General features: G+C 43.0%; 17 protein-coding genes. 8 read left to right on the forward strand and 9 right to left on the reverse strand.

Going from position 1 to position 18,141, the window contains the following annotated elements; translation table 11 throughout:
- Positions 1 to 26: 26 nt before the first annotated feature.
- On the reverse strand, positions 27 to 2,426 hold the full coding sequence (locus tag L8S15_RS12395) for a YgiQ family radical SAM protein (RefSeq protein ID WP_081275284.1): 2,400 nt from the start codon (positions 2,424 to 2,426) through the stop codon (positions 27 to 29).
- Between the two features lie 238 nt (positions 2,427 to 2,664).
- Here L8S15_RS12395 and L8S15_RS12400 point away from each other — a divergent pair, with 238 nt between their 5' ends.
- Positions 2,665 to 3,345: a hypothetical protein gene (locus tag L8S15_RS12400; RefSeq protein WP_016768378.1), complete on the forward strand. Its 681-nt coding sequence runs from the start codon at positions 2,665 to 2,667 to the stop codon at positions 3,343 to 3,345.
- Positions 3,346 to 3,460: 115 nt separating this feature from the next.
- A complete protein-coding gene (locus L8S15_RS12405) occupies positions 3,461 to 3,661 on the forward strand; it encodes a DUF4250 domain-containing protein (protein ID WP_010437991.1) in 201 nt (66 codons plus the stop codon).
- 138 nt (positions 3,662 to 3,799) lie between these two features.
- Here the strand turns inward: L8S15_RS12405 and L8S15_RS12410 are convergent, their stop codons facing one another.
- Positions 3,800 to 4,711 carry a LysR substrate-binding domain-containing protein gene (locus tag L8S15_RS12410; protein WP_010437993.1) on the reverse strand — a complete coding sequence of 304 codons (912 nt, stop codon included), beginning with the start codon at positions 4,709 to 4,711 and terminating at the stop codon, positions 3,800 to 3,802.
- A 281-nt stretch (positions 4,712 to 4,992) separates the two neighbouring features.
- Between L8S15_RS12410 and metE the strand changes: the two genes are divergently transcribed.
- Complete coding sequence (metE, locus tag L8S15_RS12415; RefSeq protein ID WP_102286053.1) at positions 4,993 to 7,347, forward strand: 5-methyltetrahydropteroyltriglutamate--homocysteine S-methyltransferase; 2,355 nt, start codon at positions 4,993 to 4,995, stop codon at positions 7,345 to 7,347.
- Positions 7,348 to 7,453: 106 nt separating this feature from the next.
- Here the strand turns inward: metE and L8S15_RS12420 are convergent, their stop codons facing one another.
- From L8S15_RS12420 to L8S15_RS12445, 6 genes are all read right to left on the reverse strand, one after another.
- On the reverse strand, positions 7,454 to 7,849 hold the full coding sequence (locus L8S15_RS12420) for a GspS/AspS pilotin family protein (RefSeq protein WP_010437997.1): 396 nt from the start codon (positions 7,847 to 7,849) through the stop codon (positions 7,454 to 7,456).
- A 1-nt stretch (position 7,850) separates the two neighbouring features.
- Complete coding sequence (locus L8S15_RS12425; RefSeq protein ID WP_010437999.1) at positions 7,851 to 8,147, reverse strand: YciI family protein; 297 nt, start codon at positions 8,145 to 8,147, stop codon at positions 7,851 to 7,853.
- Positions 8,148 to 8,342: 195 nt separating this feature from the next.
- The gene (yciA, locus tag L8S15_RS12430; protein ID WP_010438001.1) at positions 8,343 to 8,741 is read right to left on the reverse strand and encodes an acyl-CoA thioester hydrolase YciA; all 399 of its coding nucleotides are present in this window, start codon (positions 8,739 to 8,741) and stop codon (positions 8,343 to 8,345) included.
- Between the two features lie 195 nt (positions 8,742 to 8,936).
- A complete protein-coding gene (locus L8S15_RS12435; RefSeq protein ID WP_016768375.1) occupies positions 8,937 to 9,503 on the reverse strand; it encodes a septation protein A in 567 nt (188 codons plus the stop codon).
- A gap of 133 nt (positions 9,504 to 9,636) precedes the next feature.
- On the reverse strand, positions 9,637 to 9,885 hold the full coding sequence (locus L8S15_RS12440; protein WP_010438008.1) for a hypothetical protein: 249 nt from the start codon (positions 9,883 to 9,885) through the stop codon (positions 9,637 to 9,639).
- A 285-nt stretch (positions 9,886 to 10,170) separates the two neighbouring features.
- Positions 10,171 to 11,058, reverse strand: coding sequence for a LysR substrate-binding domain-containing protein (locus L8S15_RS12445; protein ID WP_010438010.1), 888 nt, complete (start codon positions 11,056 to 11,058; stop codon positions 10,171 to 10,173).
- A gap of 182 nt (positions 11,059 to 11,240) precedes the next feature.
- Here L8S15_RS12445 and hisC point away from each other — a divergent pair, with 182 nt between their 5' ends.
- The 5 genes from hisC (at position 11,241) to L8S15_RS12470 (ending at position 16,671) form a co-directional block, all read left to right on the forward strand.
- Positions 11,241 to 12,359, forward strand: coding sequence for a histidinol-phosphate transaminase (hisC, locus tag L8S15_RS12450; RefSeq protein ID WP_016783865.1), 1,119 nt, complete (start codon positions 11,241 to 11,243; stop codon positions 12,357 to 12,359).
- A 10-nt stretch (positions 12,360 to 12,369) separates the two neighbouring features.
- Entirely contained in the window at positions 12,370 to 13,143 is a 774-nt protein-coding gene (locus L8S15_RS12455; RefSeq protein WP_010438016.1) for an ABC transporter substrate-binding protein, read from the forward strand.
- A gap of 692 nt (positions 13,144 to 13,835) precedes the next feature.
- Positions 13,836 to 14,795: a TRAP transporter substrate-binding protein gene (locus tag L8S15_RS12460; protein ID WP_010438019.1), complete on the forward strand. Its 960-nt coding sequence runs from the start codon at positions 13,836 to 13,838 to the stop codon at positions 14,793 to 14,795.
- A gap of 67 nt (positions 14,796 to 14,862) precedes the next feature.
- On the forward strand, positions 14,863 to 15,342 hold the full coding sequence (locus L8S15_RS12465) for a TRAP transporter small permease (protein WP_010438022.1): 480 nt from the start codon (positions 14,863 to 14,865) through the stop codon (positions 15,340 to 15,342).
- Between the two features lie 21 nt (positions 15,343 to 15,363).
- Positions 15,364 to 16,671 (forward strand): TRAP transporter large permease, encoded by a 1,308-nt coding sequence (locus L8S15_RS12470; RefSeq protein WP_010438025.1) that lies wholly within the window; start codon positions 15,364 to 15,366, stop codon positions 16,669 to 16,671.
- Positions 16,672 to 16,838: 167 nt separating this feature from the next.
- On the opposite strand, the gene L8S15_RS12475 is transcribed toward L8S15_RS12470, so the two are convergent.
- Positions 16,839 to 18,098 (reverse strand): dicarboxylate/amino acid:cation symporter, encoded by a 1,260-nt coding sequence (locus L8S15_RS12475; RefSeq protein ID WP_010438028.1) that lies wholly within the window; start codon positions 18,096 to 18,098, stop codon positions 16,839 to 16,841.
- Between the last annotated feature and the right edge of the window lie 43 nt (positions 18,099 to 18,141).

An 18,141-nucleotide genomic window follows, 5' to 3' on the forward strand; every position in this document is an offset into this window, starting at 1 on the left:
AAGTAAATGAAGTCGCTATAGCTATATTAACGCTGTGTTGCGCGTTGGCGATTCTTGCCGTTACTCGCAGGTTTACCACCTTGACCATTGCCCGCTTTACTGCGGTTTGGCTTGCTATTTCCGCCGCTATTGCCTTGCGATTGCTGGCTACCAGGGGCTTTTTTGATGAAGCCAGTCGCTGGTTTATTACCATTACCGTTCTGCTTTCCGTTACCCTGATTGCCGTTGTTTTGGCTACCTGTTGGCTTCTTACCACCCGGTTTAGGCTTATTGCCACCAGGCTTAGAATGGTTACGTGGGCTTTCGCCGCCAAGACCCGGTTGAGCTTTACTGTGCTTAGTTGCAAAACGTTGTGAGCCGTGACGACCAGATTTACGACGTTGTGCCGGTGTTTGCGCATCAAAGTCTTCTGCGGGTACTAGGCAGTTTGCTTTGTCACCAATTAGGTGCTGTTTACCCATGCTGATCAGCGCTTCACGGATGATTTTCCAGTTTTCAGGATCGTGGTAACGAAGCAGAGCTTTATGCAGACGACGTTGACGATCACCTTTCGGTACAGGAACATCTTCACGCTTTTTATATTTCACGCGTTTCAGAGGGTTAGTCTCTGAGTAGTACATCGACGTTGCATTACACATTGGCGATGGATAGAAGTTCTGTACTTGGTCACACTCGTAGTTGTGCTTTTTAAGCCACATTGCAAGGTTAAGCATATCTTCATCTTCTGTGCCCGGGTGAGCAGAGATGAAGTAAGGAATTAAGTACTGTTTCTTACCGGCTTCAGCGCTGTACTTCTCGAACATCTCTTTGAAACGATCGTAAGTGCCCATACCCGGCTTCATCATCAGATCCAGCGGGCCTTTTTCAGTATGCTCTGGAGCAATCTTCAAGTAACCACCAACGTGGTGAGTCACAAGCTCACGAACGTATTCTGGAGATTCAATCGCTAAGTCGTAACGTACACCAGAAGCGATCATGATCTTCTTAACGCCCGGTACTTTTCTCGCAGAGCGGTACAGGTCGATGGTGTGTTGATGGTCTGTGTTTAGCTTTTCACAGATTTTCGGGAACACGCATGATGGACGACGACAGTTAATTTCTGCTTTTGGATCTGAACAACCTAAACGGTACATGTTCGCCGTTGGGCCGCCCAAGTCAGAAATAGTACCTGTGAAGCCCGGTACTTTATCTTTAATGTCTTCGATTTCATCCAAGATAGATTCTTTCGAACGGTTCTGAATGATACGACCTTCGTGCTCTGTGATTGAACAGAAAGAACAACCACCAAAACAACCACGCATGATGTTAACCGAGGTTTTGATCATGTCGTATGCAGGGATTTTCGCTTTGCCGTACATAGGGTGCGGAACACGCTTATAAGCAAGGCCAAACACGTAGTCCATCTCTTCTGTGGTCAATGGAATTGGCGCTTGGTTAACCCAAAGTTCGCGATCTCCGTGACGTTGGATTAGAGCACGACCTGAGTACGGGTTTGTCTCAAGGTGCAGAATACGGCTAGCGTGAGCGTAAAGAATACGGTCATTGTTTAGCTTTTCGTAGCCTGGGATACGAACCGCTGTTGTTTTTGCATCGTGGCGAGAAGGACGAATCGTAATCGGTTGTGCTTTTACTTCTTCTTTTTCGTCTTTCTTGGTATCACACTGCGTTTCAACTTCGTATGGGTTAACCGGAACATACGCTTTGTTCGGTTTTTCGATACGAGAAGAGTCAATGATCTTGAAGCCTTCAGGGGCTGCAGCAATATTGATTGCAGTACCACGGATATTCGTTAGCGTAGACATGTCTTCGCCATCAGCAATGCGGTGCGCGACTTCAACCAGTGCACGCTCAGCGTTACCAAAAAGAAGAATGTCAGCTTTTGCATCAAACAATACAGAGCGACGAACTTTATCTGACCAGTAATCGTAATGAGCTACGCGACGTAAGCTTGCTTCAATACCACCAAGCACGATTGGCGTGCCTTTGTAGGCTTCGCGACAACGCTGAGAGTAAACCAGAGTTGCACGGTCAGGACGTTTACCACCTTCGTTATTTGGCGTGTAAGCATCATCGTGACGTAATTTGCGATCAGAGGTGTAGCGGTTGATCATGGAGTCCATGTTACCCGCGGTGATGCCGAAGAATAGGTTAGGTTTTCCTAGCTTCATGAATGCATCTTTATTATCCCACTTAGGCTGGGCGATAATGCCGACGCGGAAACCTTGAGCTTCAAGAAGGCGGCCGATGATAGCCATACCAAAGCTCGGGTGATCGACATACGCGTCACCTGTTACAATAATAATGTCACAGCTATCCCATCCAAGAGCATCCATCTCCTTTCTACTGGTCGGTAAAAAGGGTGCAGTTCCGTAGCACTCGGCCCAGTATTTTTTGTGTTCGTGAATAGGAGTGATATCGCTGTACATATTTCAACCTCTGATTTTTGAGGCGGGAATTATAGCGGCATGAGACTAGACTAGCCAGTAGAACATGCCCCTGTTAGTTCTGATGTCTTTCGTCATTTTGGTCATGTAACTGACAAAAGAGCCATACAACATCATAGTTTAAGCTTTGAGTAACGTCGCTAATTTGTGATTTTGATTAGTGTTCGCAGCAGTTTTTGATATTATTCGGCGAAAATAAGTCTGAATAAGTAGATCCACAATGGTCGAAACGTTATTAGTACAATTTGCTCCGATGCTTCTAGGAGCCCAACTGATCTTAACTCTCATCTTGGTGAAAGGAGATATTTGCCCAGGACAGCGTGGTCGTATCCACAAGATGTTACCTGCGATTGGCGTGCTTTGGCTTGCTGTTGCTTCTGTAAAAATTGAAGCCTTTCTGGTCGTGTTCGCGATCTTTTATTTCTATTCTCAAGTTCAAACCAAGAAGACTCGCGATTCTGGTCCTATCTGGGTGATGTACTTGGCCTGTGGTTTAGCGTTGTCATATGTTGCTATACAAGCGACTGAGCAAGCAACCGCTGTTGGTATCATTACTACTTTGCTGCTAGTGGTACTGTTAGGAGCAGCGTTTGGCCATCTACTACTGACGATTGCAAGGACACGGTTGCAGGCATTTCATCGAGTGCTTCCTGTTGTGGGCGTGCTAACCGGTATGTTGGTAGTACTGGCGACCGTCGTGAGTGTTTACTCTTTGTCTGAAGCTCAATTAGAACCTGTGATTTCCACTTTGCTATTTAGTTTTGCTTTGTTGATCTCCTCAATCGTGGTGTGGTGTTGGCATTTACTGTTCGCAAGAACGCCTGAAAAGCTTCAACTGAGTATTTCGTTGTTGATGTTATTGGTGGCCGTTGTGGGTTTAACGCCAGTTTGGGCGCTTTAATCACGCACTTTCATTAATTACGTATTCTTGTTAAGAAGTGTGATCTGTTTTTTAGCGTGACGTTGGTAAGCGTTCTAAACTTAACTCTAGTCAGTGTGTTCGTAAGGAGTACGAGATGGATTTAAGCAACGTCAAAGGTTTCGATAGCATTATTTTGCTAGGAATCGTTAATGAAAAACTTCGCCTAGAATGCGATAGCTTTGAAGAGCTGATCAGCATGTATGAAATGGATACAGAAAGTGTTGTGGGTAAGCTCGATATGCTTGGCTATCAATACGATCCATTGACTAACCAGTTTAAGTCTTACTCGAGATAAGCTAAAGATTAGCGCATCTTTTATCGAAAATGACATGCATCGCGTGTTGTGGGTGTTGAGAGAAAAAAAGTCACAGATTATCTGTGACTTTTTTGTTTCTGACGAATCGATCGAGCTTAACTTAGCCATAAATCATCTTTAAACGACCTCTATGCCATCTAAGTGACTCTTACTTTGCTGTCTTGCCGTGCTAAAGAAAGCTTGCAGGTAACGTTTATCTTTCTCAGAGTTTCTTACCGCTGCGAACAGTCTTCTTGATAGTCCTTTGCCTAATGGCTTGCTGGCAATCAGCCCTTGTCTTGAGAATTCACTGATCGCCCAGTTTGGTAGAGCCGCTACTCCCAAACCTGCTGATACCATTTGAACTAGCATTAACGTGTTGTCCGCTTGTTTCCACTTTTTAGGTTCAACACCCGCAGGCTGTAAAAAGTGCTTCACGACATCTAAACGCTGTTTTTGAACAGGGTAGGTGAGCATGGTGAGATCGCTAAGATCTTGCGGTTCAATGCTCGCTTTTTCTGCCAAAGGTGAGTTGATTGCGGTGATCAAACGCATCTCAAAATCAAAGAGTGGTTCGTAGTGAACCTCAGAGCGAGGCTGTATATCAGAGGTGATCACCAAATCTAGCTCGCCTGCCATTAGCGCGGGTAGCGGCTCAAACCCAAAGCCTGACGAGAAATCTAGCGTTACGCTTGGCCAAGCCACTTGATATTCCTTCAAAGCAGGCATTAACCATTGGAAGCATGAGTGACATTCAATCGCCATGTGCAAACGACCATTCACATCCTCTTTCAGGCTCGCGAGTTCGTTCTCCGCTTTAGCTATTCTTGGCTGTATCTCATCGGCAAGCCTAAGCAAAATCTCACCTTCAGAGGTGAACTTAACTGGTCTAGTTTTACGTAGGAAAAGCTGACCACCGATACGCGCCTCAAGATCTTTCAGTTGGTGAGAAAGCGCCGACTGAGTCAAGTGAAGAGAAGTTGCCGTCGCTGTTAGCGAGCCGCTGTCTCTTAAGGTAGTCAATGTTCGAAGGTGTTTAAGCTCTATCATGAGTTTTCCTCATATTCCCTAAGCCAATTCAATATTTCTTAATAATCACCCTACGGGGTTTTCTTCCATTTGTAAACGTCTAGATGTCCAGATGGATTTAATTTTTTCAGCTTTAGATTATTCAAGATGAATATTTTTAATAAACAAGATGAATATTTGGACGTTGTTCATCGTTCAGATTAGGGAGATAGTTTAGCCATCCAGACGCCTTATAAAGAACTTAAACCATAAGCTAGGCAGTTTGATCGAACACTAAAAATTATTGAATAAGGAACAGGTTCATGACTACGACAACGCATATTTTAGGCTACCCACGTATCGGCGAAAAACGCGAACTCAAATTCACTTTAGAAAAATACTGGCGCGGTGAGATTAACCAATCAGATTTAAAGCAACTCGGTAGCGAACTAAGAAATCGTAACTGGAATGTACAAGCTGACGCGAATCTTAGCTTTGCAACTGCGGGTGACTTCGCATGGTACGACCATGTATTAACAACGACTTTACTTCTAGGCCACGTACCAAAGCGCCATACTGGTGGTTCTGAAGATGAAAAATCCTTCCCAGATTTAGATACTTTGTTCCGTGTGGGGCGTGGTCAATCTCAGGTTCAGTCGACTTGTTGCGGTGGTACGCATACGTCTAGTGACGGCACTAAAGATAGCTCTGCGGCTTCTGATATGACTAAGTGGTTCAACACCAACTACCATTACATTGTGCCTGAGTTCAGCAAAGACGATTCCTTTGAAGTGAGCTGGCCACAACTGTTTGACGAAGTGAGTGAAGCGATAAAATCCGGGCATAAGGTGAAGCCAGTTTTGTTAGGCCCGTTATCTTATTTATATCTTGGTAAAGAAGTGGAGGAGGGTTTTGATCGTTTATCTCTTCTTCCGCGCCTTCTTACCGCTTACCAAGCAATTTTGGCAAAACTCGCTAAGTTGGGGGTTGAGTGGGTTCAAATCGATGAACCAATTCTTTCTCTTGATCTTGAGAGTCAATGGGCAGATTCATTCAAGTTGGCGTATCAAGTGATTCAAGGTGATGTAAAACTGCTGCTCACTACTTATTTTGATTCGGTGACTGATACCTTAGATAAGATAGTAGAGCTACCAGTTAATGGCCTACATATCGACTTAGCAGCAGCACCACAGCAACTTGATGAAGTAGTGGGTAAGTTACCTGAACACTGGGTACTTTCAGCAGGGGTGATTAATGGACGAAACGTTTGGCGAGCTGATTTAGCCGCTCAACTAGAGTTACTACAACCAGTGAAAGAGAAGCTAGGAGACAAACTTTGGGTAGCAAGTTCATGTTCACTTTTGCATAGTCCAGTCGACCTTGAGTTAGAAGATTCACTCAGCGATGAAGTGAAGAGTTGGTTTGCTTTCGCGAAACAGAAAGTGACCGAGGTGAGTATATTGGGTGCGGCACTAGACGGTAACCACAATGCTATCTTGGCGTGTGAAACTTACAGCCAGCCGATTGTTGCACGCAAGAGCGCGACTCATGTGAATAAGCCGCAGGTTCAAGCTCGTATTAACACCATTACCAAAACCCTAACCGAGCGAAGTGCTCCTTATGCCGAACGCGCTTCACATCAGTCTGAGGTGTTAGGTTTACCATTATTGCCAACCACAACAATTGGTTCATTTCCACAAACCGGAGAGATCCGTGTTCAGCGTAGTGCTTACCGCACTGGCAAACTGAGTGAAGCGGAATACAACACCGCGTTGAAAGGTCATATTGCGGATGCGGTGAAACGACAAGAAGCACTTGATTTGGATGTACTGGTTCATGGTGAAGCTGAACGTAATGATATGGTGGAGTACTTTGCTGAAAATCTAGCAGGCTTCCAAACTACCAAATTTGGTTGGGTACAAAGTTATGGCTCTCGTTGCGTGAAACCTGCGATTGTGGTTGCGGATATCGAGCGTGAAAAACCAATGACGGTGGAATGGTCGACCTATGCTCAATCTCTGACTTCAAAGCAGATGAAAGGCATGCTAACTGGGCCTGTTACTATCTTGTGTTGGACATTCCCACGTGAAGATATTTCACGCAAAGAGATAACCAATCAACTGGCGTTTGCGTTGCGAGATGAGGTGTCTGATTTGCAAGACGCAGGTATCAACATTATTCAAATTGATGAGCCTGCCATTCGTGAAGGTTTGCCATTGAAAAAGCGTGACCATGCAGAATACTTAGAGTGGGCAGTGGATGCCTTTAAGATTTCAGCTGCGAGTGCTAAACCAGAAACTCAGATTCACACCCACATGTGTTACAGCGAGTTCAACGAGATCATTGATTCAGTCGCTGCGCTAGACGCCGATGTGATTACCATAGAGACTTCTCGTTCGAACATGGAACTGCTGAAAGCGTTTGAAGAGTTCAACTACCCGAATGCGATTGGGCCTGGCGTTTATGACATCCACTCACCAAACATTCCTTCAGAAGAGTGGATTGTTGATTTACTTAAAAGAGCGGCAAAGAAAATCCCAGCAGAACGTTTGTGGGCAAACCCTGATTGTGGGCTGAAGACGCGTAACTGGGCAGAGACAGAAGCGGCACTGGCTAATTTAGTTTCAGCGACTAAAATGCTGCGTAAAGAGTGGGAGTCGGCAGAAGCATCAGCATAATTAAAGCTAGGGTGTTATCGTTCTAAAAACAAAAGTCTGAGAAAAGAAAGGCCTCGCATCTGCAAGGCCTTTTTTGTTTGTACTAGCTTAACGTTAGAAATCAAATCTAGTTAATGCTCTGACATGTCTCTTTGCTGATTAGCTTTTCAACCATCAGTTGTCCGCGAGTGTTGCGAACCTTAATGTTGTAAGCCAAGCCCATGTCAAGGTTTGCTCTAACTTCAGAGTTGGTGCAGTAGCTGTTAACACTCATATCTACGACTTGGTTTAAAGGCTTAGCACCTTTAGCGTCTTGGTTGTAGATCATCATGATCTCGATAACGGTATTTTTTGCCAGTACACGCATGACTGACAGTGGGCCATACTCAATCGGCAGGCCGGCAGATAAAACGCCAGCACGGTGTTGCGCCATCATTTCAAGCTGTCTTTGTTGGTCTTGCTCACTTGAAGCACAGCCTGCGAGCAGAGCTAAAGCCAGAGAGCCAATAATCCATTTTTTCACGTTAAAATACTTTCTTGAATGGTTTTACAATGACATTTTGGTAGACACCTGCCTCAATGTACGGATCTGCGTCTGCCCATACCTGTGCGTCTTCTAAAGAATTAAACTCAGCAATTACAGTAGAGCCAGTGAAGCCGGCTTCACCAGGGTTGTCTGAATCAATCGCAGGCATTGGGCCAGCAGTCAAAAGTCGGCCTTCATCGTGAAGTGTTTGCAGGCGTTCTAGATGTTGTGGGCGAACACTTAGGCGCTTTTCTAATGAATTTTCGACGTCTTGAGAAAAAATCACGTACCACATATTGGTATATCCTTATTTTACTTCACTGAATTGGGGGCGTTTAAATTCGCTATCTTGCTAATTTACGCGAACTAATTGGTATTGGAAGAGCTAATGATAAGAAATTGTGAAATGGTGCGAGAGAGAAGTATGGTCTTTAGCGATTTCATTCGTTGAAACTAAAGACCGTCTACATTAGCAGCTTGGTGAAAAGTACTATTTATTGATCGGGCGAGGCTTACCACCCTCATCGACAGCAACGTAGTTGAACGTTGCTCCACAAACCTTATATCGGTCGCCGATGCCGTGATCAAGTACAGGCTTAACCCACACTTCTAGGTCGATATTCATCGAGCTACGGCCAATCTTGGTGCAGTCACCATAAACACACACAACATCACCCACTGAAACCGGCTGTTTGAACTCAATACTCGATACTGAAACAGTGACAATCTTGCCGTTAGAGATCTCCTTCGCCAGTATGCCGCCAGCAAGGTCAAGCTGAGACATTATCCAACCACCGAAAATCTGGCCTGCTGCATTGGTATCAGAAGGCATCGCCAATGTGCGAAGAAGTAAAGAACCAATCGGGTTCAAAGTTGATTGAATAGTCATTGTTGTACTCTTAATGGTATTGATTGTTTTAAATTTAAATAGATGTGTTTGCCGCGCTCGCGGTGGTCGTATTTTTAACGTATTCACCGAACACAAACAATCAGTGGCCAATGATCACGAGTATCATTGGCCACTGTTAAATAGCATATTGATAATAATTGTATCAAAAAGGGGATGAGGACTCATCCCTTAGGGTTACTTCTCGTCGGTATTTTTATCCGTTAACTCGTTCTGCTGATCTTTTGGTAGATGCTTATAGATGTAGACACCCGTTAGCAAGGTAAATGCAAAAGTAGCGATCAGTAAGCCAAACACTTTGAAGTTTACCCAAACATCCAAGGGTAGGCTGAAAGCAACGTAAACGTTGAGAATGGCACATAGAGTAAAGAATAAAGTCCAAGCCCAGTTGATCTTGCTCCATACCGCTTCAGGAAGTGTGATCTCTTTACCCAGCATGCCTTTAATCGCTGACTTGCCCATTAGGTGACTGACGGTCAGGCCGATAGCGAACAATGCATAAACGATGGTTACTTTCCATTTTATGAAGTTATCATCATGCAGAAAGATGGTCATGCCACCAAATACGGCAACCATCAAAAATGTGATGATCTGCATTTTCTCTACTTTCTTGTAGATAATGTACGTCAAAACGATTTGTACTGCGGAAGCAACAATCAATGCGCCTGTAGCTGTGTAGATGTCGTACATCTTATACAGCGCAAAGAAAATAATGAGAGGAATGAAATCAAGAATTTGTTTCATGTGGCACTGAATGTCCAGTTAGTTGAGTTGCCAACAGTCTAACGAAAACTGTCCCGATGCTAAATAGCCCGAGACAATTGGGTAACAATTAATTCCATCTAACCGCTAATCGTTTATAACGATTTCAAGCCAGTTATCGCATTGATGTGGTTTGGTAGCGAGGTATCAGTTTCTTGATGTCTTCAAGGTAACCCTCACTTTTCAAATCATCTAGCGTATTTTCGAGTTCTTGCTCGCTCATCGCAAAACAGGTTGATTTGCCAGTCGTTAGGTCGAGAAACTCGTGATATTCACGCTCTGTGAAGTGGCCGATTCTATCCATTAATAAGGTTTTAACCCCATGGTGAATTAAGCCGTAATATGTATGTCTTTGTAAGGTCATAGCCTATCCTCCGTGACAGGGTGCGAAGAAAAGACAACCTGCTGTAAATTGTTTGGGTTATCTATGACAAAGCAATTCGAATGCCATTTGGGTCACAGACACAGAATATTTCTGTTATCAAATTGAATTGATTCTTTTTTCAATCAGTTAAATGAAAGCTAATTCTGTTCTCAACCAAACAATACGTCGCTGACGGAAAATAGTTTTATTTTGAGAACGTTGTCATTCTCATTATGACGCTTTACTGAAGCCTTATGGTCTTTGAGCTTGGCAATTTCCCCGTTGTTAACCGACAAGCCACTCGACCAATGTAGTTAGGGATACATTTTGGCGATTCTTGGGCTGAATTAAGAAGTAACCATTTCCTGAAAAGACACTGTCTTCACTCACTTTGACTAATCTGCCTAAATCAATATCTTGCTTGGCAAGCGTGATGTCGCCTATCGCAATTCCAAATCCTTGAATAGCTGCATTCATCGCTTGATCGAGTGTCGCGAACTGTTGGTTATTCTTGCTCGAAAGGTCATGACTTCCTATGTGCTCCAACCAAAGTCGCCAATCACTTTGTTCATTGTTGGCGTGTAACCACGTGTAGTGAGCGAGTTGGTGCGGTTTGATTAGAGAAGAGGAACCACTGGTAAGGTGATTGGGTTTGATGCTTTGCGCTTGGCAGACGGGTGCGAGTTGCTCGTTGAACAATAACTGGCTGACGATCGATTGTTGGCTCGGCTTCTTGCCATAGGTAATCACGGCATCGAACGGGTCAAAACTTGGCTCAAAAACATGCTTGATGGTAGAAGTGAGCTCAACATCAATCTCAGGGTAGGCTTCTTGAAAAGACATCAGTTTTGGTAGCAACCAAGAGGTAATGCAACTCGGTGCGTTTAGCTTAATTTTGGAAGGGGAACTCGCCACTTGGTTCAGTGCGGATTGCAGTCGCTGAATTGTATCTTGGATGAGCGGAACCAGTTCTTCTCCTTTGGGTGTTAATGACAACCCCCGAGCATGACGATAGAAAAGGTCGCACCCAAGATTTTCTTCAAACGTCAAAACTTGCCGACTCACCGCGCCTTGCGTGACATTGAGTTCATGTGCCGCGCGTGTAAAGTTGAGATGCCTTGCCGTTGACAGAAAGGCGAGCAAGGTTTTAGTTGAAGGCAACGTGTTATTCATGTCTATACCTATGAATTTTAATCATGGCTATTATGTAATTATTTCGATTCATTTATCAATAGTGTTCTGTTTGAATGCAAATACTTACTCATCATTTGTGATTCAATATGTGTATAACGCATCTATTTTGAATATGAAGGCAAGTGGTGAAGACATTGTGATTGAGTGGAAGGGATAGTTCTTTGACATCATTTATTGACAACTTAGTGCCTCAGGCTGTAAAAAAATTAATACCTTATCAATCGGCAAGAAGAATTGGTGGTGACGGACGTGTTTGGTTAAATGCCAACGAGTTGGAAAGCGCTTTGTTTCAAAACGAGACTAGTTATAACCGTTATCCAGATTTTTTTCCGCAAGATATTGCCAAGGCTTACCAAGCTTATTGTGGAACTGATGCCGAGACCTTAGCCGTTCGAGGAGCAGATGAAGCGATTGATTTGCTGATCAGAACATTCTGCAAACCAGCGAGCGATAATATACTGATTTGCTCCCCAACGTACGCGATGTATGAATTTTGTGCCGACGCATTGGCGATTGAAACACTCGACTCCCCATTACAGGAAGATTTTAGCCTAGATGTCGCTGATATCGTCAAAAAAGCCGATCGAGCAAATATTGTTTTTCTGTGTTCACCAAATAACCCGACGGGTAACGTGATTCCTAAATCAGATTTGATTCAGGTGCTTGAGGGAACCGAAGGTAAATCTTTGGTGGTGGTGGATGAAGCGTATATTGAATTTGAACCTCAGACGTCGGCGGTGAGCCTTATTGAGCGTTATCCTCATCTAGTGGTGATTCGTACTTTGTCGAAAGCGTTTGGATTAGCAGCTGTTCGTTGTGGTTTTATTCTGGCGAGTAAAAATGTGATGCAGTATGTCGCTAAGCTTATTCCGCCTTACCCAATGCCTGATTGCTCTTCTCAAATTGTATTGGAGGCTTTATCTGCTGAACGAATCTTGGTGATGTCAGATGCAACTTCAAAGCTTGTGGAGTTACGTGACCGCTTTGCTGACGAGCTAACGCAGTTTGATTTCATAGAACATGTCTATCCATCATCGACCAACTTCATTTTATTACGCCAAAAGCCAGGGCATGAAGTGTTCAGTGTATTGGCGAAAGATGGCATTGTGACCAGGAACCAAAACCATGAACCTGCATTACGCAACTGTGTTCGTATCACTATTGGTAGCCCTGAGAGTATGACTGAAGTTATAGCGTCACTAGCAAGCTACCAAGCACAGTTACAACAGAAACAACAATCTCAAGAACCTCAATTTCAACTTGATAAAAATCATATCTAGGATGGCAATGATGAAAAAGATAATACTAGGAATCGCTTGTGCGGCCGCTTTACTTGGTACCACTGTACAGGCAAAAGAAATCCGTTTGGCGTCAGATTTTACGTATCCGCCATTCAATTATAAAAATAGCGAAGGCGTACCTGTTGGCTTTGATATTGAAATAGCTGACGCCTTGTGTGAACAGGCAAAATTAGAGTGTACTTGGGTTTCGCAAAGCTGGGATTCATTAATTCCTAGCTTATTAGCAAGAAAGTCAGATGTGATTATGGCGTCTATGCGCATTACCGAAGAACGTAAAAGCAAAATATTGTTTACGGATAAGTACTACCAAACACCCGCTGTGTTTGTTGCAGCCAAAAGTGCAAAGTTTGATATTGATAAGCAAGGTCTCGATGGTAAAACTATTGGAGTACAGCAAGGAACGATTCACGATCGTTACGTAACCGACAAGTTTGGGGATGTCGCAAACATCAAGCGTTATACTGGGCAAGATGAAGTTTATTTGGACCTGCAAAATGGTCGCTTAGATGTGACTTTTGGTAATTCAGATCAACTTTCACTGGCTTTCTTAGATAAGAAAGAAGGTGAGGGTTTTGAATTCAAGGGTAAAGCCGTAACGGATAAAGCCTATATCGGTGAGGGTACTGCGTTAGCACTTAGAAAGCAGGATTCGAAGCTAGCTAATCAATTCAATGTTGCGATTGAAGAGATCAGAGCTAACGGTACTTATGACAAAATTGCTGCCAAGTACTTCACGTTTGATATCTATGGCAGTGATTTATAGCCAAAGATCAGACAGCTTTTTTAGATCCAACATAATGAATGGGGTGGTTTCAGTTGATTGAAACCTTCTTCTCGAAAGCTTAATCCGAGGGCAAGTTGGCCCTCGGATTTTCTATTCTATCTATATGGTTAAATATGGATAGTCAAATATGGCAAGACGTCTTCTGTTGCTCTGTTACGGAATGTTAACTCTGGCTCGAATAGTCAGTTTAAATCAGTACTTTTTCAGCTTAATCTTCAACTTATGTTCTATTTCAAGCTATTTCTAACTCACTTGTTTCTAGTTAGAGACCTTTCCAACTTATGCCATATCTCTAGGTAACCTGTACAAATTAAGTCTTAAAATAACACAAAGATATTGTGCTATTTGTAACTAAGGCTTTTTGTGTCTGCTTTAAAAATCAACGAAAATTACAAATTAGCGCTAAATTAGGTCGTTTTACGATCTAAATGACAGGGTGGTATAGCAAGTATGATTGATATCACAATCAAACCATCTCTCTGGTTGATTAATGAGCTTCAGACCACATTATTTTCACATCGTATTGTAATACAAAAATCATAAGGGTAAGAATATTGTAATGAAACGTTACTGCTATGAGCGATATGCAATTGAACGTTAGATTTCAAGCTCAGCTATAACGTGCCATATACAAACTGTACCTCTTACAAAAATGGATTCTGGAGAAGAACATGAAAAAACACCTACTGACGATTACAGCGGCATCAATTCTTATGGCATTTGGCGTTCAAGCAAAAACGTTGACTTTAGGGCATGCAATGTCATTAGAAAGCGCGGCTCACCAAGGGATGGTGATCATGGCTGATAAGGTTAAAGAAAAATCGAATGGTGACCTTACGATTAAGATCTTCCCAAACGGTCAACTAGGCTCTGAACGTGACCAAGCTGAGCAAGTTGTTACCGGTGCGATTGATATGGCTAAAATCAACGGTGGATTAGCAGAATCTTTTGAACCAACTTTTAAAGTTAATGCACTGCCTTTCTTATTCCGTGATGTTCCACACATGAGAACGTTCATGCGAAGTGAAGCTGCACAAGAGATGTTGCTTTCAAGTGAAGGTAAAGGCTTCATTGGTCTTACATTCTATGATTCAGGTACACGTAGCTTCTACGCTAAAAAAGCAATTAACTCACCTGCCGATCTTGCTGGCATGAAAGTTCGAGTCCCTGGTTCTCCAACCATGATGGAAATGGTGAACCTATTAGGTGGTAAAGCGACACCTGTCCCTTTTAATGAGGTTTACACAGCACTTCAGCAAGGCGTAATTGATGGTGCTGAAAACAATATTTCTAGCTTAGTTGAAATGAAACACAGTGAAGTCGCTAAATTTTATTCTATGGATCAGCACATGATGACACCTGATGTGATCATTATTTCAGAATATAAATGGGGTTCATTAACTGCAGAAGAGCAGAAAATCTTAAAAGAAGCAGCAGCAGAGTCTCTTGAAGAGCAGATTAAAATCTGGGACGCAACAGATGACATGAACAAAGAGAAAGGAATGAAAGAAGGCGTAACGTTTGTTGAAGTTGATAAAGCCCCTTTCCGCGCTGCTGTTAAACCTATGATTGATGAAGCGAAAAAAGATCCAAAACTAGCTCCATTCATTGAAAAAATTGAAGCTCTTTAATCAGTATTAGTGAAAATATAATTTTGCCTTGGCTTTGCTAAGGCAAAATTTTTTGAGGTATCACACCATGTTAGCAACTTTCAGAAACCTACTTGATAGGTTGATTCTTTTTGTCTCTTCTTTTGCATTAATGTTACTTGTCGTTACAGTTACTTGGCAGGTTTTTAGTCGTTATGTTTTGAATGACCCAAGCAACTGGACTGATGAACTTGCTCGTTATGCGATGGTTTGGCTTGGCTTATTAGGGGCAAGTTATTTATTCGGTATCAAAGGACACTTAGCAATAACGTTATTGGATGGTTATCTTAAGGGTAAAGCACATATCGCATTACAAGTACTTATCAATGTGATCTCTGGTTCGTTTGTCTCTTTAGCCATGCTTCAAGGTGGCATCGCTTTAATGGGAAGAACCACGCAACAACTCTCTCCAGCATTACAATTACCGATGTCGACGGTTTATTCAATATTGCCGATTTCAGCCGTTATTATCCTCATCTATTTGGTCATGAATACGTTTGATCTTTTTTGTGAACCCAACAAAAAGTAAGTTTTAAAAGGACTCTATATTATGGATTTGTCCATTGGTGTTTGGCTGTTAGGCCTATTCTTATTCATGATCGCGATAAGCATGCCGATTGCGATTGCAATTGCCATGTCATCTTTAACGATCATGTATTTCATTTTGCCGTTTGAAGTCGCCAGTATTACTGCGGGTCAAAAAATTATTACCGGTATTGATAGTTTCAGTTTATTAGCAATCCCTTTCTTTATCCTCGCTGGCAATATAATGAATGTGGGTGGTATCGCTAGTCGGCTTATCAACCTTGCAAAGCTCTTGGTTGGTTGGATCCCTGGCTCACTTTTTCACGTTAACATCTTTGCAAATATGATGTTTGGCGCTGTTTCAGGATCCGCCGTTGCAGCAGCAGCAGCAGTGGGTAAAACCTTAGGCCCTGAATTAGAAAAAGATGGTTATGATAAAAATTTAGCAACAGCAGTAAACGTTGCATCCTGCCCAGCAGGATTATTGATACCGCCGAGTAATTCATTGATCGTATTTTCAGTGGTATCGGGCGGAACATCTGTCGCGGCTCTGTTTATCGCGGGTTATGTCCCAGGTATTTTAATGGGCTTGAGCTGTATGGTCGTAGCCTATTTCATTGCTAAAAAGAAAGGCTACAAAACAAGTGCGAATGACGGCTTCACAACGAAAGATGTGTTGAATATTGTTTGGCAAGCAACGCCAAGCTTAGGGCTTATTGTTGTTGTTATTGGCGGTATTATTGGTGGTATATTCACTGCAACAGAAGGGGCATGTATAGCGGTTCTTTACTCTTTTATTCTGTCACTCTGTTACCGAACCCTCAAATGGGCGCATTTTCCGATAATCTGTAGAGAAACCGTTCAGGTCACGGGTATCATGCTGTTCTTGATTGGTGCTTCAACCATCATGTCATGGGCTATGGCTTTTACCGGTCTACCAACAATGATCAGTGATTGGATGCTCTCTATTTCAGATAATCCGATCATCATTTTTATCCTGATGAACTTGATTCTACTGATTGTGGGGATGTTTATGGATCTTACGCCTGCCGTATTGATCTTTACCCCTATCTTTATGCCGATTGCTGAACATTTAGGTATGCACCCAATTCACTTCGCGATGATGATTATCTTCAACTTATGTATTGGTATTGCAACGCCACCCGTTGGTACCGCGCTATTTGTAGGTTGTAGTGTCAGTGGATCCAAGATTGAGAATGTTATAAGAAGTATCATGCCGTTTTGTGCCGTATTGATCGTCACATTGCTGGCTATTACGTTCATTCCTGAAATTAGTTTAGCGTTGCCTCGCGCATTTGGTTTAATAAACTAATGGCAGATAATAAATAGTGACAGTTCTATACCGAAAGTTAACGAGTGATTTTCAGGGACTGCTGATTATTTAAAATTAAAAAACCGCCTTCAATGAAGGCGGTTTTATTTATTAAAAGACATCATTGTTAATTTGCTTAACTTACGATTAAGCCGATTGGCTTTTAATTAAGCTTGTTGCTTCTTTAGCTCAGCTTCTTGTACTTCGTCTTCGATCAGAGAGTCAACGATGACTGCACATGCTGCATCACCAGTGATGTTCAGAGCAGTACGGATCATGTCGAAGATACGGTCTAGAGCGAACAACAGAGGTAGACCTTCGATAGGGATACCAGCCGCTAGAAGAACCGCAACTACTAGGAAAGAAGGACCTGGAACACCGGCTTGACCAACTGCGCCTAACGTAGAGGTTACGATGATAGCAACGTAAGCACCCATAGACAGGTCGATGTTGAACAGCTGTGCGAAGAAGATAGCAACTAGGCCGTAGTAAATTGCGTTACCAGACATGTTGATCGTCGCACCTAGAGGAAGAACGAATGAAGCCGTTGAGTTACGAACGCCAAGTTCCTTCTCTACCGTTTCCATTGTTACTGGTAGTGTCGCCATTGAAGAGGCTGTTGATAGTGCAACCGCTTGAGGCTTCTTCATTGCAACGAGGAACTTCTTCGCAGAAGTCTTAGTGAAGATTTGAATCATCAGTGGGTAAGCCACAAAGCCGAAGATCAGAATCGCAGCGATGTACACGACGAAAAGTTTGAACACAACCATTAGTGCGCCAAAACCGAATGTACCAACTGCTTCTGCCATTAGGCCGAATACGCCAAGTGGTGCAATGATCATAACCTTGTTGATCATCCAAACCATAGCGTCAACAATCGCGTTTACGCCATTGATGATTGGGTCACGTTTCTCTTTTGCTTGTTTAGAAATCGCAATACCAAAGAACAAGCAGAAAACTAGGATTTGCAGAATGTTTGCTTCATTCAGTGATTGGAAAACGTTGGTAGGGATCATGCCAGTGATGGTTGCCCAGAACGTTGGAAGTTCGCCCTTCGCAGCGTATTCAGAAGAGAACATGCCTTCAACGCCAGTCACATCGATACCACGACCTGGTTCGAATATTTCACCCATAACAAGTGCTAGTGCTACAGCAAGTGCAGATGTTAGTGCAAAGTAACCCAGTGTAGTTACACCAACTTTACCTGCAGATGAGCTATTGCCTAAGCCAGCAGCGCCTGAAATTAGTGCAACTGCTACTAGAGGGATAACCAGCATCTTGATCAAATTGATGAAGATAGCACCCAGTGGAGCGAACATTGTTGCACTCTCACCCATCATCGCTCCGACTAGGGTACCGATGATCATTGCAATAACGACTTGAACGCCGATGTTGCTTAGTAAACTCTTTTCTTTTAACACTTCCATAACCTCTGTGCTACTAAATATAAAAATCCCAGAACTACCCACC

It is taken from the genome of Vibrio sp. S/42/10 (assembly GCF_029890535.1).
Taxonomy (GTDB): Bacteria; Pseudomonadota; Gammaproteobacteria; order Enterobacterales; family Vibrionaceae; genus Vibrio; species Vibrio cyclitrophicus.

Bases quoted from the DNA above. Each gene is read 5' to 3' on its own strand.
- L8S15_RS12395 (WP_081275284.1), bottom strand. From the start codon at position 2,426: ATGTACAGCGATATCACTCCTATTCACGAACACAAAAAATACTGGGCC.
- L8S15_RS12400 (WP_016768378.1), top strand. From the start codon at position 2,665: ATGGTCGAAACGTTATTAGTACAATTTGCTCCGATGCTTCTAGGAGCC.
- L8S15_RS12405 (WP_010437991.1), top strand. From the start codon at position 3,461: ATGGATTTAAGCAACGTCAAAGGTTTCGATAGCATTATTTTGCTAGGA.
- L8S15_RS12410 (WP_010437993.1), bottom strand. From the start codon at position 4,711: ATGATAGAGCTTAAACACCTTCGAACATTGACTACCTTAAGAGACAGC.
- metE (WP_102286053.1), top strand. From the start codon at position 4,993: ATGACTACGACAACGCATATTTTAGGCTACCCACGTATCGGCGAAAAA.
- L8S15_RS12425 (WP_010437999.1), bottom strand. From the start codon at position 8,147: ATGTGGTACGTGATTTTTTCTCAAGACGTCGAAAATTCATTAGAAAAG.
- yciA (WP_010438001.1), bottom strand. From the start codon at position 8,741: ATGACTATTCAATCAACTTTGAACCCGATTGGTTCTTTACTTCTTCGC.
- L8S15_RS12435 (WP_016768375.1), bottom strand. From the start codon at position 9,503: ATGAAACAAATTCTTGATTTCATTCCTCTCATTATTTTCTTTGCGCTG.
- L8S15_RS12440 (WP_010438008.1), bottom strand. From the start codon at position 9,885: ATGACCTTACAAAGACATACATATTACGGCTTAATTCACCATGGGGTT.
- L8S15_RS12445 (WP_010438010.1), bottom strand. From the start codon at position 11,058: ATGAATAACACGTTGCCTTCAACTAAAACCTTGCTCGCCTTTCTGTCA.
- L8S15_RS12455 (WP_010438016.1), top strand. From the start codon at position 12,370: ATGAAAAAGATAATACTAGGAATCGCTTGTGCGGCCGCTTTACTTGGT.
- L8S15_RS12460 (WP_010438019.1), top strand. From the start codon at position 13,836: ATGAAAAAACACCTACTGACGATTACAGCGGCATCAATTCTTATGGCA.
- L8S15_RS12465 (WP_010438022.1), top strand. From the start codon at position 14,863: ATGTTAGCAACTTTCAGAAACCTACTTGATAGGTTGATTCTTTTTGTC.
- L8S15_RS12470 (WP_010438025.1), top strand. From the start codon at position 15,364: ATGGATTTGTCCATTGGTGTTTGGCTGTTAGGCCTATTCTTATTCATG.
- L8S15_RS12475 (WP_010438028.1), bottom strand. From the start codon at position 18,098: ATGGAAGTGTTAAAAGAAAAGAGTTTACTAAGCAACATCGGCGTTCAA.